Annotated in this window: 14 protein-coding genes and 6 pseudogenes; 9 read left to right on the forward strand and 11 right to left on the reverse strand. The window is 71.3% G+C overall.

Going from position 1 to position 13,891, the window contains the following annotated elements; translation table 11 throughout:
• Nucleotides 1-202: 202 nt before the first annotated feature.
• Nucleotides 203-505, reverse strand: a complete 303-nt coding sequence (locus ABZ340_RS17265; protein ID WP_358782652.1) for a hypothetical protein — start codon at nucleotides 503-505, stop codon at nucleotides 203-205.
• On the opposite strand from ABZ340_RS17265, the gene ABZ340_RS17270 reads away from it, so the two are divergent.
• Nucleotides 470-925, forward strand: a complete 456-nt coding sequence (locus ABZ340_RS17270) for a proline racemase family protein (protein ID WP_358782601.1) — start codon at nucleotides 470-472, stop codon at nucleotides 923-925. The two genes, ABZ340_RS17265 and ABZ340_RS17270, sit on opposite strands and share 36 nt — an antisense overlap.
• On the opposite strand, the gene ABZ340_RS17275 is transcribed toward ABZ340_RS17270, so the two are convergent.
• From ABZ340_RS17275 to ABZ340_RS17285, 3 genes are all read right to left on the reverse strand, one after another.
• On the reverse strand, nucleotides 842-1,855 hold the full coding sequence (locus ABZ340_RS17275; protein WP_358782602.1) for an EamA family transporter: 1,014 nt from the start codon (nucleotides 1,853-1,855) through the stop codon (nucleotides 842-844). The two genes, ABZ340_RS17270 and ABZ340_RS17275, sit on opposite strands and share 84 nt — an antisense overlap.
• Nucleotides 1,852-2,460: a TetR/AcrR family transcriptional regulator gene (locus ABZ340_RS17280; RefSeq protein WP_358782603.1), complete on the reverse strand. Its 609-nt coding sequence runs from the start codon at nucleotides 2,458-2,460 to the stop codon at nucleotides 1,852-1,854. The genes ABZ340_RS17275 and ABZ340_RS17280 overlap by 4 nt, the downstream gene beginning before the upstream one ends.
• A 378-nt stretch (nucleotides 2,461-2,838) precedes the next feature.
• Nucleotides 2,839-3,462 carry a transposase gene (locus ABZ340_RS17285; RefSeq protein ID WP_358782604.1) on the reverse strand — a complete coding sequence of 208 codons (624 nt, stop codon included), beginning with the start codon at nucleotides 3,460-3,462 and terminating at the stop codon, nucleotides 2,839-2,841.
• Here ABZ340_RS17285 and ABZ340_RS17290 point away from each other — a divergent pair.
• The 3 genes from ABZ340_RS17290 (at nucleotide 3,437) to ABZ340_RS17300 (ending at nucleotide 5,172) form a co-directional block, all read left to right on the forward strand.
• The gene (locus ABZ340_RS17290) at nucleotides 3,437-3,955 is read left to right on the forward strand and encodes a hypothetical protein (RefSeq protein ID WP_358782605.1); all 519 of its coding nucleotides are present in this window, start codon (nucleotides 3,437-3,439) and stop codon (nucleotides 3,953-3,955) included. The genes ABZ340_RS17285 and ABZ340_RS17290 overlap by 26 nt on opposite strands.
• A gap of 251 nt (nucleotides 3,956-4,206) precedes the next feature.
• Nucleotides 4,207-4,749, forward strand: a complete 543-nt coding sequence (locus ABZ340_RS17295) for a hypothetical protein (RefSeq protein WP_358782606.1) — start codon at nucleotides 4,207-4,209, stop codon at nucleotides 4,747-4,749.
• Between the two features lie 150 nt (nucleotides 4,750-4,899).
• Nucleotides 4,900-5,172, forward strand: a complete 273-nt coding sequence (locus ABZ340_RS17300; protein WP_358782607.1) for a hypothetical protein — start codon at nucleotides 4,900-4,902, stop codon at nucleotides 5,170-5,172.
• A gap of 274 nt (nucleotides 5,173-5,446) precedes the next feature.
• On the opposite strand, the gene ABZ340_RS17305 is transcribed toward ABZ340_RS17300, so the two are convergent.
• Complete coding sequence (locus ABZ340_RS17305; protein ID WP_358782608.1) at nucleotides 5,447-5,746, reverse strand: hypothetical protein; 300 nt, start codon at nucleotides 5,744-5,746, stop codon at nucleotides 5,447-5,449.
• 79 nt (nucleotides 5,747-5,825) lie between these two features.
• Nucleotides 5,826-6,455 (reverse strand): hypothetical protein, encoded by a 630-nt coding sequence (locus ABZ340_RS17310; protein WP_358782609.1) that lies wholly within the window; start codon nucleotides 6,453-6,455, stop codon nucleotides 5,826-5,828.
• A gap of 355 nt (nucleotides 6,456-6,810) precedes the next feature.
• On the opposite strand from ABZ340_RS17310, the gene ABZ340_RS17315 reads away from it, so the two are divergent.
• Nucleotides 6,811-7,671, forward strand: coding sequence for a helix-turn-helix transcriptional regulator (locus ABZ340_RS17315; RefSeq protein WP_358782610.1), 861 nt, complete (start codon nucleotides 6,811-6,813; stop codon nucleotides 7,669-7,671).
• Here the strand turns inward: ABZ340_RS17315 and ABZ340_RS17320 are convergent.
• The 3 pseudogenes from ABZ340_RS17320 to ABZ340_RS17330 form a co-directional block, all read right to left on the reverse strand.
• Nucleotides 7,622-8,127 (reverse strand): annotated as a pseudogene (locus tag ABZ340_RS17320) (hypothetical protein). The gene ABZ340_RS17315 and the pseudogene ABZ340_RS17320 overlap by 50 nt on opposite strands.
• Nucleotides 8,128-8,171: 44 nt before the next feature.
• Nucleotides 8,172-8,440: pseudogene (locus ABZ340_RS17325) on the reverse strand (histidinol-phosphatase); the annotation flags it as partial.
• A gap of 117 nt (nucleotides 8,441-8,557) precedes the next feature.
• Nucleotides 8,558-9,550: pseudogene (locus tag ABZ340_RS17330) on the reverse strand (mobilization protein); the annotation flags it as partial.
• A gap of 95 nt (nucleotides 9,551-9,645) precedes the next feature.
• Between ABZ340_RS17330 and ABZ340_RS17335 the strand changes: the two are divergent.
• The 4 genes and pseudogenes from ABZ340_RS17335 to ABZ340_RS17350 form a co-directional block, all read left to right on the forward strand.
• Nucleotides 9,646-9,900: pseudogene (locus tag ABZ340_RS17335) on the forward strand (transposase); the annotation flags it as partial.
• Between the two features lies 1 nt (nucleotide 9,901).
• Nucleotides 9,902-10,801, forward strand: a pseudogene (locus tag ABZ340_RS17340) (IS3 family transposase); the annotation flags it as partial.
• 519 nt (nucleotides 10,802-11,320) lie between these two features.
• Nucleotides 11,321-11,419 (forward strand): annotated as a pseudogene (locus ABZ340_RS17345) (3-oxoadipate enol-lactone hydrolase); the annotation flags it as partial.
• Nucleotides 11,420-11,861: 442 nt separating this feature from the next.
• Complete coding sequence (locus tag ABZ340_RS17350; RefSeq protein ID WP_358782611.1) at nucleotides 11,862-12,446, forward strand: hypothetical protein; 585 nt, start codon at nucleotides 11,862-11,864, stop codon at nucleotides 12,444-12,446.
• Here ABZ340_RS17350 and ABZ340_RS17355 read toward each other — a convergent pair.
• Together ABZ340_RS17355 and ABZ340_RS17360 are read right to left on the reverse strand one after the other, a co-directional pair.
• Nucleotides 12,388-12,690, reverse strand: a complete 303-nt coding sequence (locus ABZ340_RS17355) for a transposase (protein WP_358782650.1) — start codon at nucleotides 12,688-12,690, stop codon at nucleotides 12,388-12,390. The two genes, ABZ340_RS17350 and ABZ340_RS17355, sit on opposite strands and share 59 nt — an antisense overlap.
• A complete protein-coding gene (locus ABZ340_RS17360; RefSeq protein ID WP_358782612.1) occupies nucleotides 12,585-13,322 on the reverse strand; it encodes an IS5 family transposase in 738 nt (245 codons plus the stop codon). The genes ABZ340_RS17355 and ABZ340_RS17360 overlap by 106 nt, the downstream gene beginning before the upstream one ends.
• Nucleotides 13,323-13,891 lie beyond the last annotated feature (569 nt).

Consider the following 13,891-nt stretch of genomic DNA (forward strand, 5'->3'; position numbering starts at 1 on the left):
CGCCGAGCTCCGGGGCCGCAGCCGGGGTGGCAGAGGCGCTTGTCAGCCTGACACCCGTCTTCGAGTGTGGGAAGGTGCGTGCCCGCACCGGGCCTGCCACTGCGTCCGGCTCCTGCCTGCCTCTTGAGTGGGCGCGTGGGCCCTGGCCGGTGAACGCGGGCCGGGTGGAAGGGACCGGCAGTTACGGAGCAGGGCTGTCCCGCTACTTGCCGGCGCAGCACGTCGAGGTGGTCGACGTGAACCGGCCCGGCCGCGCGGCCCGTCGCAGGAACGGGAAGTCCGGCCCGGTCGACGCGCGGGAAGCGGCGCGGGCGGTGTCGAGCAGCCGGGCCCGTGTACGGGCCGAACCCGGCGACGGGCCGGTGCAGAGCGCGCGGATGGCCAAGCCGGCGAAGGATTCCGCGGCCGAGGCGCGCACGCAGGCGAGGAGGGTGAACCGAGCCGGGTACTGACCGACGCCCATCTGCTCGTGCCGGGCTCGACCACGGCCGGGCGACTCGAGCACTGCCGCGCCCACCTCGACGGTGTCCGCAGGCTCCTGCCGGGCGAGCCGCGCGGGTATCCGGGCATGCGCTCGGCTCTGGTCCTGCCGCCGACCCGCCCCGAAGCGGACTTCGGTCCCGTCGTCATGACGCAGTCCGGCTCCAGCCCCCTGTCCGGTACGAACTCCATCCGGGCGTTCCCCTGGAAGTGGCCGGTGGCGGCACGGTCCGGGCCGACGTCGCTTCCGGAAGATCCGTTTCCGGCCGGCTTCACCCTCAACGACATCTGGGGCACCGGAAACCGGAGCACGAGGGCGGAGCCCACCCCGGCCGGAAGGCGCCGGAGTGAGCGCCGCTGCTCAAGACGGCGGTGCCGCGTCGGGGACGGGAACGCTCTCGGGCCGGATCGCGTCGCCGACGCGACCGCTCGTGATCGGTACTGAGCCCGTGCGCGCTCCGGGTGCCGTGCGCTGAGGCGCCGTCAGCACCGCGAGGCAGCCCACGACCAGTGCGATCCCGGTCCAGCCCAGGGCGGGCAGACGCTCGCCGACGACCAGGACGGCCAGGACCGCGGCGACGGCGGGCTCCAGCAGGGAGAGGGTCGTCGCCGTACTCGCCGGGACACGGGCCAGGCCCCAGCCGAACAGGACGTAGCCGAGGAACATCGGCACCAGCGCCATGTAGACGCCGACGCCCGCGTTCGTCCACGAGGCGGTCAGCGGGGCGCCGGTGGCGAACAGGACCGGCATCAGGAGCAGGCCGCCGATGCCGAAGACGGCGCCCATGGCCGCGCCGGAGGTGGTGCCCCGGCTGATCAGACGGTGCGCGGCCCACGAGTAGAGGGCGTAGGTCACGCCGGCGACCAGACCGAGACCCACGCCGAGCACGGTCGCCCCCACGGACCGGCCCGTGGTGCCGGAGTCCGCCTGCGCGGCCTCGGCGGCGCACAGCAGCACCGTGCCGGACAGACCGAGCGCGGCGCCGGTCATCCAGCGACGGGTCAGGCGGCGCCGGTCCGCCACGCGCTCGATCAGGGCCGAGGCGAGCGGAGCCGAGCCGATCGAGACGACCGTGCCCGCGGCGACACCGGCCAGGTGCATGGAGCTGTAGAACGCGAGCGGGTAGGCGGCCACCGACAGCGCGCCGAGCAGGACGGTGCCGCGCCGCGCCCGCAGGCCGGGTGCCTGGCGGACGATGGCGGGCAGGGCGACGGCGGCCTGGAGCAGCCCGCCCAGGCCCATGGCCACGGCCCCGATCGCGAGCGGGCCGACACCGGGGGCGAAGGTGGCGGCGGTGCCCGTCGTACCCCACAGCAGTGAGGCGAGCAGGACGCACAGGGAGCCGGCGGCGGCGTGTCCGGCGGGGCGGCTCACAGGCGGTCCAGGAGGTGCTCGGCCAGTGCCTTGGCGTGGTGCAGCCGGGTGTCCGCCCCCTCCAGGCCGGCCCGCACCATCGAGCCCTCCAGCAGGAACGACAGATGCTCCGCGAGGCGGCGCACCTCGTCGTCCTGGCCGGGCAGCAACTCGGTGAGGTGCCCGACGAGCAGCGACTCCACCTCTTCCTTGTGGCGGCGTACGACCATGCGGCCCGCGTCGCCCGGGGGCAGCTCGGCGGCCGCGTTGAGCAGACCGCAGCCGCGGAAACCGCCCTCGTAGTCGAAGGCCGCGTGATCGGCGTAGGCGTCGAACACGGCGAGGACACCGGCGCGAGCGTCCGATGCCCGGGTGAGACGGCGCCGGTAGAGCTCCAGCCACTCCTCGTGCCGGGCGTCCAGGTACGCCTTCACCAGGTCCGCCTTGGACGAGAAATTGTTGTACAGGCTCATCTTGGCCACGCCCGCCTCGGCGGTGATGGCGTTGATGCCGGTGGCGGTCACACCGTCCGCGTAGAACCGGCGGGCCGCGGCGGCGAGCAGTTGCTCGCGCACGGTTGCCTTGCGTGCGCCGTGCCGGGCCGCAGCGTCGTCAGTGCCGTTCATGGGACCCTTTCCATGACTAGGTAGACCAGTCTACCTATACTGTCGCTGCGTCGGCAGCTTGGCGGCATCCCGCCCGCGCGCCGGTGGACGGGACGGGTCTCGACCACCGGGATGGGCAGCCGGCCGGGGGACGACGGTGTCGACCCGGAGGCCGTCGGGCGTACTGGAGGGGCGTGACCCGGGAGCTGGATCACCGCGGCCTTGGCCGCCGCGTAGCCGACCTGGGCGGCGCCGGTCCAGCGCAGCCCGGACGCCGACGCGATATCGACGACGGCGCCCCCCGCAGCCGCACTGCATGACCGGCACAGCCTCCTTGCGGGCGAGGAAAGCGCTGGTGAGGTTGGTGCGGAGCCGGTTGTCGCACCAGGGAGGGTTCGGTCACTCCTCCGGCACGGTGAGCGCCCGCCGCACGTGCGGGAACCCGGCGCGTGCCTCCCCGCGGGCGCCGCGGCCCGCGCCGGCTCCTCGTCCTCGCGGCCGATCACGGGCGGCTACGAGGAGGCGGAGCCCGACGTGGACGCCGTACCGGTGGGGGCGCCGCGCTGGTAGCGGGCTTGCGGCCGTGGGATCGGCCTCACGGCCCTCGCGCTCACGCACCCGACCGCGCAGCCGGTCATGGAACTCGGCGATCAGCCCGTGCCCGCGCCGGCGGTGGAAGAAGGCGTAGACGCGGCCCCAACCGGGGAAGTCCGCGGGCATCGCCCGCCAGGAGACCCCGCCCGCGACCAGGCAACGGATCGCATCCAGCATCTGGCGGTGGCCATAGCCCTCGGGCTGCCCGCCCCGTCCCTGAAGCCAGGCCGGCACCGGCAGCAACGGCCGGATGGCCGCCCACTCCGCGTCCGTCATGTCCGACGGATACCGGCGCACCCGGTCCGGATGGTCGGCCGCATTGCCGTACACGTGCGCGAGGCAATCGCACGACACGAGCGAAACGCGAGCGCTGGAGATGGCAGGGGCGATCGTGCGCAGCGCGATGACGGACGACCAGGGCGAGCGCATGTTCGTGGAGAGCCCCGACGCCATCGCGGAGCTTCGGGAACTGGTGGACCAGCGTCTCCGAACACGTCCGGCCGACTGCATCTGGGGCTACCGCACCCTCCTCGCGATCGAGGGGCAGTTCCACTGGAGCGCCGTACTCGGTGACTTCAGCGACGACTTCTACGAGGTGGCCTGTCCGCACTGCTCCCTGAAGGTGACCCTCGCCATTGGCGGATACGGGTACTACTCGGCTTGCCGGGACTGGGACGCGGGCGATGTCGACCGGCGCGACTTGCGGCCGGCGTCCGTTGCGGAGCTCGACGGCATGGGGCGGTGGATGTACGACCTCGCGGTCCGTGACGGCCAGGACCGACTGGTCGAGGGGATCACGTATCTCATGGGCTGCGCGGAGTGTCCGCGTTGTGCCCGTGTGTTCCGCATGGCGGACGAGTACGCAGCCGCCAACCTCCCCCCAATGTTTTCTGTTCGACTCGCCCGTTCCGAGATCGGTTGAGAGACGGCTTCTGAAATTCCCCACCCTTCGCTCAGGTGTTCCCCGGGCCCGCTCGCCTTGTCTCCCCACCCCAGGGGCCGCCGACTTGCAGACGGACAGCACACGGGAGGGGCCGGCCTGCAGGCGGACGGGATCTGGGGCGGGCAGATCGTCCGGAGTGGGTGCAGCTCCATCGCGGCACGGTGAAGGCACCCCTGGATGCCGGGGGTTGCTCTTGCTTGGAGAAGTGATCTGTTCTAGACAGAGCGCCCGTGGACGAGAGCATGGCCGCCGTGCTGGCGGCATTCATAGGCGTGGTCGGGGCCCTGGGTGGCACACTCCTGGGGGTATGGATGCAGCGCAGAGCCACCCTGGAACAGGTCGCTGCCCAAGAGAGAGCCGAGCAGCGTGGCCAGCTGCGCGTGGATCGCGCCGCATCCTATGCGGAGGTCATGGATGCTTCTGAGCGTTTCATTGCCTCTCTCGACGACGTTGTGGCAGCTCGACGCGGATCGGTTCCTCCCAACGCCCCGAGGGAGCAGTGGTCGGAGATGCGCGAGGAAAGCCAGTCCGCCATGAGGATGCTGCGCCGCGCGATCTGGAACGTGAGGGTGTCCGGGCCGGAGGAGATGGCGGATCTCGCGAAGGAGCTCTATGACGTGAACATGAAGCGCTTCAAGGTTGCCTTCGACTCTGCTCTCTCCCTCGAGGAGATGGACGCGCAATTGAACGTCAGAAACGCCGACTTCCGGCGGACACGCGCTGCGTTCGTCGCAGGTGCCCAACGCGTCCTCGGAAATGGCGTAGCCGGTTGATTGCTCAACCGAGGGGGGAACGAGAGCAGGGCTGGTGATTTTCACGGCTCTGGCCGCAGTTCCGTGATCTGGGAGGCTGTGGGCGCACGGTCGGTGCCAGAGAGAGGCAGGGCGGGCAGTGGCGGCGAACCGCTTGATGACAAGGCGAAGTTGTTCGAGGAAGTCGCCCAGGTCAGAAGCCACCGCATTGAACTCGTCCGTCCAGGACCCCGTCGTGGACTTGTGCACTCGGCCGTCCTCGGCGAGGGCGAAGAGGCTCCCGCCTCCGTCGCTGCCGAAGACGATGCCAAGCGCACCGTCCGCGAGGGCGACGTCGCCGTACTGGGCCAGGTGCTCGGTGACAGTGGAAGGCGAGTGGATGAAGTAACCATGCCCGACATCGGGCAGCGAAAGACTGTCGATCACGGCATGGAGCGCCAGTAAGGGCTGGAGCTTGAGGGGGTGGCCGGCCAGGGCTGCGGCCGCAGCACGGGCATCATCGTCAGCGAACGGCACCGCGTTGTCACCGGCGGGATAGCCGAACGGTCAGCCGTCACCGTATCGCTGATGCCGGCGGACAGGTCTGCACTTCGGCGCAGGCGCCACACCAGTACGTCGCTGACGGATTCTGTGGCCGGTAGTCCTGCGGCGCATCAACGGCTCGGGGGCCAGGTCGATCGACCTGGCCCCCGAGCCGTCAGCGGGTCGAAGGCGTAGGTCACGTGCATCGGCATCGGCAACGGCATCGGACCGGCGACCGAGACCATGTCCAGCAGCCTCGGGGGGCGGGGGAGTAGGCGGCGACCCGCAGCACGTAGTCGATCCGCCTGCCCAGGAAGTACGCCGTCCGCGTCACCTCCGCCCCCACCCCGAAACCGCCCGCGTCGGCCTCCCGCGTCATGCGGGCCGTACGGATGCCCTGGGTCCAGGCGGCGTCGTGACGCCAGTCCATCGCGTACGCCGCCAGCCGCGCGCACGGCAGCGGGATCACCCGCTCCACCACCACGTCGACACCCATCGGCAGCCCCCGTTCCCGGTGACAGTTCCATGGACCCACCGCGGACCGCCCACGGCAACCGGACGCCGTACCCTCCGCCTCACGGCGACCACGGTGCCTTGGTCTGCGGCAGCGCCACCTGTCCGGTGACGAACTCGCTCCACAGGCCGAGCCGGAACGCCTCCGGCTCGGGCCCCCTCACCGTCGCGAAGCTGCGCGGTCCGTCGGTGGCGCCCCAGGTCAGCTCGAAGCGTCGGGTGCCGACGCGCCGTTCCGGTGGTACGGCGGTGGGCGGCAGGATCTCGTCGAGCGCCCAGCGGTAGCCGCGGTCGCGGTACGGCCTGGTGACCTTCTCCCAGGTCAGTTCGAGGATCGTGCCGTTCGCCGGGATCACCACCAGGGCGCCGCGCAGACCGCCGGCAAGGCGGGTGTTGACGGCGTACACGTCCGCGGTGCCCTGCGGATACAGATGGCTGGTGCCCCGGCCGATCAGCGAGCCCTCCGGGCAGGCGGCCGGGCCGTCCCGCTCGGCGACCCGGCGGGCGCAGACCGGGAAGGACTCCGGGTGGAACTCCAGCGCCTGGTCGAAGAGGAACACGAACCTGCGGGCCCCGGCAGGCGGTCCGGCGGGCTCCGCCCTGCTGGTGCGGTCGAAGCCGATCCGCACGCCCCGCCCGCCGTCCCCGGTCACCCGGCCCGCCAGGGTGTCGGTGTTGGAGGGCCCCGCCACATCGGGTTCGTACGCCCGCTGCGGCCCGCCCGGCGCCGGATCCGGAGGCACCCCCGGCCCGCCCTCCGCCGCTCCCGCCCCCGGTACGCCCACCCCCGCGGTCAGCGCCGCCGCCAGCGCCAGTGCCGTCGCGGCCGCCCCGTGCCCCGCAGCCCGGAGCCCACCGTCCCCGTGTCGCCGCCCTCGCCATCCCCGCCGTGCCCGCATGTCGTGACTCCCCTTCCCGTCCGCCCCGTCAGGTCGTCCGCCCGTCCCCTCGCGCGGGCGGCCGTTCCATGCTGGCCCGGGTGTCCCGCCCGCCCCAGGCCCTGCCGGACCCTGGGTCTCCCGGACCCACCCACGGGACAATGAAGTCATGGACGCACTCAGGGAGTTGGGGAATTTCCTGCGGTCACGGCGGGCCCGGATCAGACCGGAGGATGTCGGTTTCGCCTCCGGTTCCGGCTCGCGCCGGGTCCCCGGCCTGCGGCGCGAGGAGGTGGCGCAGCTGGCCGGAGTGAGCGTCGACTACTACGTACGGCTGGAGCAGGGCCGCACCCGCGGGGTGTCGGACACGGTGCTGGACGCGGTCGCCGGTGCGCTGCACCTGGACGCCGACGAGCGGGACCACCTGATCCGGCTGGCCCGCCCGGACCGTACCGCCGCCGCGACCGGTGATCGGGCGGCGGCGGTACGGCCGGGGGTACGGCAGCTGCTGGACTGGATCGACGCCCCGGCCCTGGCGATCGGCCACCGGCTGGACGTGCTGGCCTGGAACCGCCCGGCCTGCGCACTCGTCACCGACTTCGCCCGCCTGCCCCGCGCCGCGCGCAACCTCGCCCGGCTGCACCTCCTGGACCAGGAGATCGGCCCACGCTACCCGGACCGCGACATCATCGCGCGCGAGGTGGTGGGCCATCTGCGGATCGCGGCCGGCCGGCACCCCCGCGACGGCGAGCTGCGTCGGCTCGTCGGCGAACTCCTGGACGGCTCCGCCGAGTTCCGGCGGCACTGGGAGCAGCACGCCGTGCGCGTGAAGTCATCGGGGTTCAAGCGCGTCCGCCATCCGCAGGCGGGTCCGCTCACGCTCGCCTACGAGATCACCCAGTTCCCGCACGACCCCGATGTGAGCCTGCTCGTCTACACCGCCGCGCCGGGCACCCCGGAGGCCGAGGCGCTGCGGGGCTTCAGTGGCCGGCACAGCACGGCGTGGGATCGGGAACCTCGAACGGTGTGAGCCGCCCGCCCGCCGCGGGCATGGCGGTCAGGACCAGCCGGCCCTGGTACCACTGGGGCGCACATGGCCGCGTGTGACCGGCTCGGTCGCCGGGTCCGGCGGCCCCGCCGCGCCCAGCACCGTCACGGCGTCGATCGCGGAGCGGGCCGGCAGTTCGCCCACCGTCAGCGTGCCGGTGAGGCGATCGGCGCCCGGATGGAGCACCGCGCGGCCCGCCACGTCGGGGACGCCGTCCGTCACCTCGTATCCCCGGGCGGCCAGCCGCTCCCGGTAGCCCTGCCGCGCCGGCGTGGTGAGGGAGAGGACCACGCGCGGCCGGTCGCCCCGCAGCAGGTGCGTGCAGCCGAACATGCCCTCAGGGAGGGCGGGTTCGGCGGCCAGCTCGCGCAGCAGGTGGTCAGCCGCGCGCAGGTCCTTCAGGCCCGCGTCCACGGTGAGGACGTACGGTCCGGTCACGACGGCAGGACCCACACCGGGTTGGATTAAAACCACAGGTCGCGTCAGGGGACGGCGTCACCGACGACGCCGAGGGCGGGCCCGGCGGGGACGGCGGCGGCGCCCATCGCGCCGACGGCGGTGCGGTTGCCGTCGGTGCCGCGCAGCCGGACGTAGACGGGGCGGTCGACGTGACCGAGGTCGCAGGAGAGGCGGACTGTGCCGGCCGACCTGCCGACCTCGTACGACGTCACCACCTTGGCGGTCGGCACGGTGAAGGGTCCTTGTCCTGCACCTCGCCGGTCACGTCGCCCCGGATGACGTCGGCGCGGGCCGCGCACGTTGCTGAGGGGAGGTCCGTTTTCCTGAATACCAGTCGCCCATCGGCGGCAGACGGCGAGGGTGCCCCAACCGCCCCACCTGCGGCAACCCACGACCCCCTGAACACCGATCACCGCCCGCGGTGCCGGTGGCCCCTCGCCGTGGTCCCGCCGGCCTTCCGCCCGGCAGGACTCTGTGGGAGGGAAGGCCCGTTGGGCAGCGGTACGGCCCGGGCGTCGGCGGGAAGGCCGGCGGCCCGCCGCAGCCGCCACACCAGCACGTCGCCGACCGACTCGGCGCTCGCCAGCTCCCGGTGGGCGGCGACCTCGGCGAGCAGCGCGGTGGGATCGTGTCCGGCGGCCTCGGTGTCGGCCAGGGGCGCAGCCAGTGCCGCCCAGCCGGGCTCGGCCAGGACCTGCCCGGCCAGCTCCGGCAGCGCCTGGCGCAGCCGGGCCGCCTGGCGGCGCGCCACCGGCAGAGCGAGCGAGCGGCCCCGTACGGTCAGCGCCCCGATCGAGTACGCGGCAGCGGCCCGGTAGGCGGCATGCAGATGGTCGGCCGCCAGACGGGCAGCGGCGGCCTGTTGGGCGTGCTCCTTCCTCGCATGCCAGTGAGCGGCAACGGTGACCAGGAAGAACGCCATGTCGATCACCATGGCGGTGGCCGCTCCGTCTTTCCCGCGGCCGAGTACGGGGCCGCTGTAGACGAGGTCGCGGGCAGCCTGCCGCAGCGCCCGGTCACGCCCGCGCGCGGCCCGCACGTGCGACCGGGAGGCCGGCTCGAACGCGGAGGCCGCGTCGCGCAATTCGCGGCGGGTGTGGAGTGCGGAGGTCTTCGCGAGCGCGTCCAGGACCTCTCCCGCCGCGGCGATGCAGGCCGCCGTCACCGTATCGTCCACCCGGTCCATGACCAGCACCGCCTCCCACAGCGCCGCGCTCGCCCGGCGCCGCGCCTGGGCCGGGCCCGACGGCACCACCGGCTCGACAGGTTCACCGGCCCGGCGGACGGTCTCGCGCAGCTCTTCCCGCACGGTGCGCTCGCGCCCCATGCGCGTGGCCTTGCGCCGTTCGGCGCTGGTGGGCCGTTTGGCGGCGGTGCCGTCACCGGGGTTGAGGCGGCGCAGTGAAGCTTCCCCTTGATCGTGGACACCTGGAAACTGGGAACTTGAGGTTCCAGAGGAAGTAGCACCAGGGGGGAAGCAAGTACACGAAGCGGTACACCGAGGAGTTCAAGCGGGACGCGATCGCGCTCGTCGATTCCTCGGGCAAGACGGTCACTGCTGTCGCCCGGGAGCTCGGCATCAGCTCCGAGTCCCTGCGTGGCTGGTACCGCCGGGCGAAGGCGGACCGGGGCGAGGGCGGGTCCGGCGAGCTGACCGGTGCCGAGCGCGAGGAGCTCAAGCGGCTGTGCAAGGAGGTCCGCGAACAGCAGCAGACGATCGAGATCCTGAAAAAGCAACGGCCTTCTTCGTGAAGGAGAACGACCGGTGAGCGAGCTGTACCGGTTGATTCATGCGGAGAAGGCGACCTGTCCGATCGTCCTGCTGTGCCGGGTGCTGAAGGTCGCCCGCTCCTCCTGTTACGCCTGGCGCGAGGGCGAGGCTGCCCGCTGCGCTCGTCAGGCTGCCGACGACACGCTCGCGCACGAGATCGCCGTGGTGCACATTGCCTCCCGCCACACCTACGGTGTCCCGCGCATCCACGCCGAACTGCGCCGTCTGGGCCGGCGGGTGAACCGCAGGCGCGTCGCCCGCGTGATGCGTGAACGTGACATCCGCGGTGTCACCCGCCGCAAGAGGCGTTCGCCGACCCGGCCTGATGTGAAGGCGAAACCGGCCCCGGATCTGATCGGCCGCGACTTTCATGCCGGGCGCCCCGGCACCAAGCTGGTCGGCGACATCACCTACCTGCCCACCGCAGAGGGCTGGCTCTACCTCGCCTGCTGGCCGGACCTGGCCACCCGCGAGGTCGTCGGCTACGCCATGGCCGGCCACCACCGCGCAGAACTCGTCGTCGACGCGCTCGACATGGCCCACGGCCGGGGCGGACCGGAGCCCGGCTGCGTGATCCACAGCGATCGCGGCAGCGAATACACGTTCACCCAATTCCGGGAACGAATAGGGAAGTCCGGGCTGCGGCAGAGCTGCGGACGCACCGGATCATGCTTCGACAACGCTGCCGCGGAGAGCTTCTGGGCCCTGCTCAAGGAGGAGATCGGCACCCGTACCCGGCCCGACCGGGCCACCGCCAGCGCGGAGGTCTTCTCCTTCATCGAGACCTTCTGCAACCGCCGCCGACTGCGCAAGCACAAGACCTTCGGCTGTCTCACCCCAGCCGGGACCAGACAGCGGTATCAGCACGCCCTCGCGGCATAACCATCACGTGTCCGAGATCACGGGGAAACTTCAGATCACATCCTCGCCCGGTGGGCCGGGCACACGAACGTGAGGACCACGAAGAAGTGGTACGTGAAGCCAGACGTGGAAGACCTCCGCGAAGCCGCCACCACGTGGGATGGCCTGCACGGTGAGACGGAGGGGCGCGCGTGGGTTCGGCAGCGTATCCATGGGTGGCCTTCAGGCTGCTGATCGGAGTGGCCTCGGAAGGTTCCCGGTTGCGCCGTCCGGACCTTCGGAACGGCGTCACATGCTTTGCTGCACATCCGGAACAGCTGGCAACTGTGCTGATGGAGGAAGCAGCGCGTCGATGCGAGGACCGGGCGGGAGTGCGGCCAGGAGGCCACATTGCCTCAGGGGTACACGTACACGCCGAAAGGCCTCAGACTCGATCGATGAGGATGCCGGCAGTGTCCGACGCGTCGAGCCGCGAGGGCCTCGGACCGCCGGCTTCCCTCGGCTGTGTGAGATTTCGTGATACGTGAGAGGGTCTGGGGCGTGAGTGAGACACCCCCGAACACCCTGCAATACCGCTTTGACGGTCCGGAAGAGGCTCCGGTCCTGATCCTGGGTCCCTCACTGGGCACCACATGGCACAGGTTGTAGAGACCGTCCAGGGATGTCTATGCCAGTCCAGCGCGGGCATGAAACCGCAGGTCAGGGCTTCCTGGTCCAGGAGCGGCTGCCCAGTTGGTGATCGCTATGTGATAGACGGGTGATACGGCGAGGCCCCGCCGAGGACCATCCTGATGGGGCCTGCGCGCGGAGCCGTGAGACGACGAAGCCGCACTGGAGCTCTCCGGTGCGGCTTCGTAGTGAGTGCGGCTGCGCTGTCGGGCGCGATGTGGTCGGTGCCTCATGCGGCCTGTCCCTGTGACGCTTTTGGGGTGCGCCTACTTTGCGATTGCACTCGCCTATACGCCTAAGAAGCTGTTGTCTTTCCGTACTTGATCGCCAGGTTTCCGCTGGTCAGGCATAGGTTCGTGGTTTCCGTGGCAGGCAGGACGCGTCGTGTCGGCGCTGTCGTGGAGGTTCAGGGATGCCGTCGGTGATGGGGTTGCTGGAGGAGAGGGAGCGGGACGCCTCCCGGCGGGTGGAGGTGCTGCGCCAGGAAGCAGAGCGTGTCCTGGCCGAGCTGCGGGAAGCGGAGCTCTCCTGGGAACGATTCGTGATCGCGCGGGAGGCGGTGGCCGAAGTTCTTGCTGCTCCTGCCGGTGAAGAGCAGGCTGCCGTGTCGCCGGAGGGGGATCCTGAGCCGACGCCGACGCCGACGCCGACGCCGACGCCGACGCCGACGCCGACGCCGACGCCGACGCCGACGCCGACGCCGATGCCGACGCCGGGAGGCGGGGTGGCGGCGGGGTCGGTGGTGCCGGTGTGGTGCGAAGGTCTCGTGGCGTCGGTGCTGGCGCCGGACTGTCAGCGGATCCTTGAGGTCCTCGCCGGCTCCAAGGCGTCCTTGTCGTGCAGGGAGCCGGCCGGCCGGCTGGGGGTGGAGCCGGTGCCGGCGAAGGTCGAGGGGGTGCGGTCGAAGGCGAACCGGCTGGTCGGGCGGGGCTGGCTCCTCAAGGAGCCGTCGGGGCGGTTCGCGCTCGCGCCGGGACTGCGAGGCGGCGGGTCATGAGCATCGTCATCGACCACCGGATCATTGCCTCGCTGGAGTCACACCGGCGCTCGTAGTCGCGTGCCAGGCGCCTGGAGCGCATCAGCCACCCGAACGTGCGCTCCGCCACCCACCTTCTCGGCAGCACCACAAAACCCTTCAGGTCGTCGGTGCGCTTGACGATTGTGACGAGAAGGTGCAGCACGGCCAGCGCCCAGGAGACGAGTACGCCGGTGTAGCCGGAGTCGGCCCACAGCCTGGTGATGGGGGGGGGAACCGCGTCCGCAGGATGGGCAGCATCTCGGCGGCGGCCTGGCGGTCGGTGACATCGGCGGCTGCCACCCGGATCTGCAGCAGCAGGCCGATCGTGTCGCAGATCAGGTGCCGGCGCCTGCCGTTGATCTTCTTGCCGCCGTCGTAGCCCCGGCTGTCGGCGCCCACCACCGCATCGCCCTTGACCGACTGCGAGTCGATGACCGCGGCCGTCGGCTCCGCCTCCCGCCCCTCGGCCTCGCGGACCTTCCCACGCAGCCGGTCGTGCAGCTCGTCGATCAGCCCGTACTCCCGCCAGCGCCGCCAGAACGCGTAGACCCGGTCCCAGGCCGGGAAGTCCACGGGCAGCGCCCGCCACTTGACGCCGTTGTCGACCACGTAGAACACGGCGTCGAGCATGACGCGGTGGCAGTAGCCCTCCGGCCGACCGCCCCGGCCCTCCAGCCAGGCCGGTACCGGCAGCAGCGGACGGATCACCTGCCACTGCTCATCGGTCATGTCGGTGTCGTAGGCCCGGACCCGGTCGGGGTGGTCGGCCGCGTTCCCGAACCGGTGAGCGAGACAATCGCACACCGTGCCCGCCGAGTTGAAGTCATCGCTCTCGACCGCGTACAACAAGGACAACAGGGCCTCCAGGCGCGTTCTTGGTCTCAGCAACCCCGAACTGCACCAGAGGCCCTGCCTTCATGCACGGCCACCGCAGAATCACCCACCCCAACCGCCACTTTCGATCACATCGCACTCAAGATCGAAAGGGCAACAGCTTCTAAGACGCCGGTTTCGTCAGGTGTTCCGTTGTGCTGAGCTGCGGATGGTGCAGTCGAGGACGAACGCTCGGACGTTCAGGTTCCTACTCTCGTTGAACTGAGCGGCCTGGGCATCGTAGGTCTCCTTCAGGCCGACAGGTGTCTGCCCTGCAGCTGGGGGCTTGCGTTCCTTCGCCAGCCACTGGTCGGTGGTGAAGAAGGCGATCAGGTAGATGCCGTTGCGGTGCCCAGCGCGGCGAGGTGGTCGTCGGCGAGCTGGGTTTGCATGGCGGTTTTGATCTTGTCGTGCCAGTTGCCCCTTACTTCGATAGCGACCTGGGCCACACGCTCTTCCTGTCGCTGCGGTGAGGAGCGAGTCGCCGCAGCGGTGGGCGCCGCCGCGTGGCAAGTGGCTGTCTTCTCGCCCTGCCCGAACTATGCCGCGCA

It is taken from the genome of Streptomyces sp. NPDC006134 (genome assembly GCF_040628835.1).
Lineage (GTDB): Bacteria > Actinomycetota > Actinomycetes > Streptomycetales > Streptomycetaceae > Streptomyces.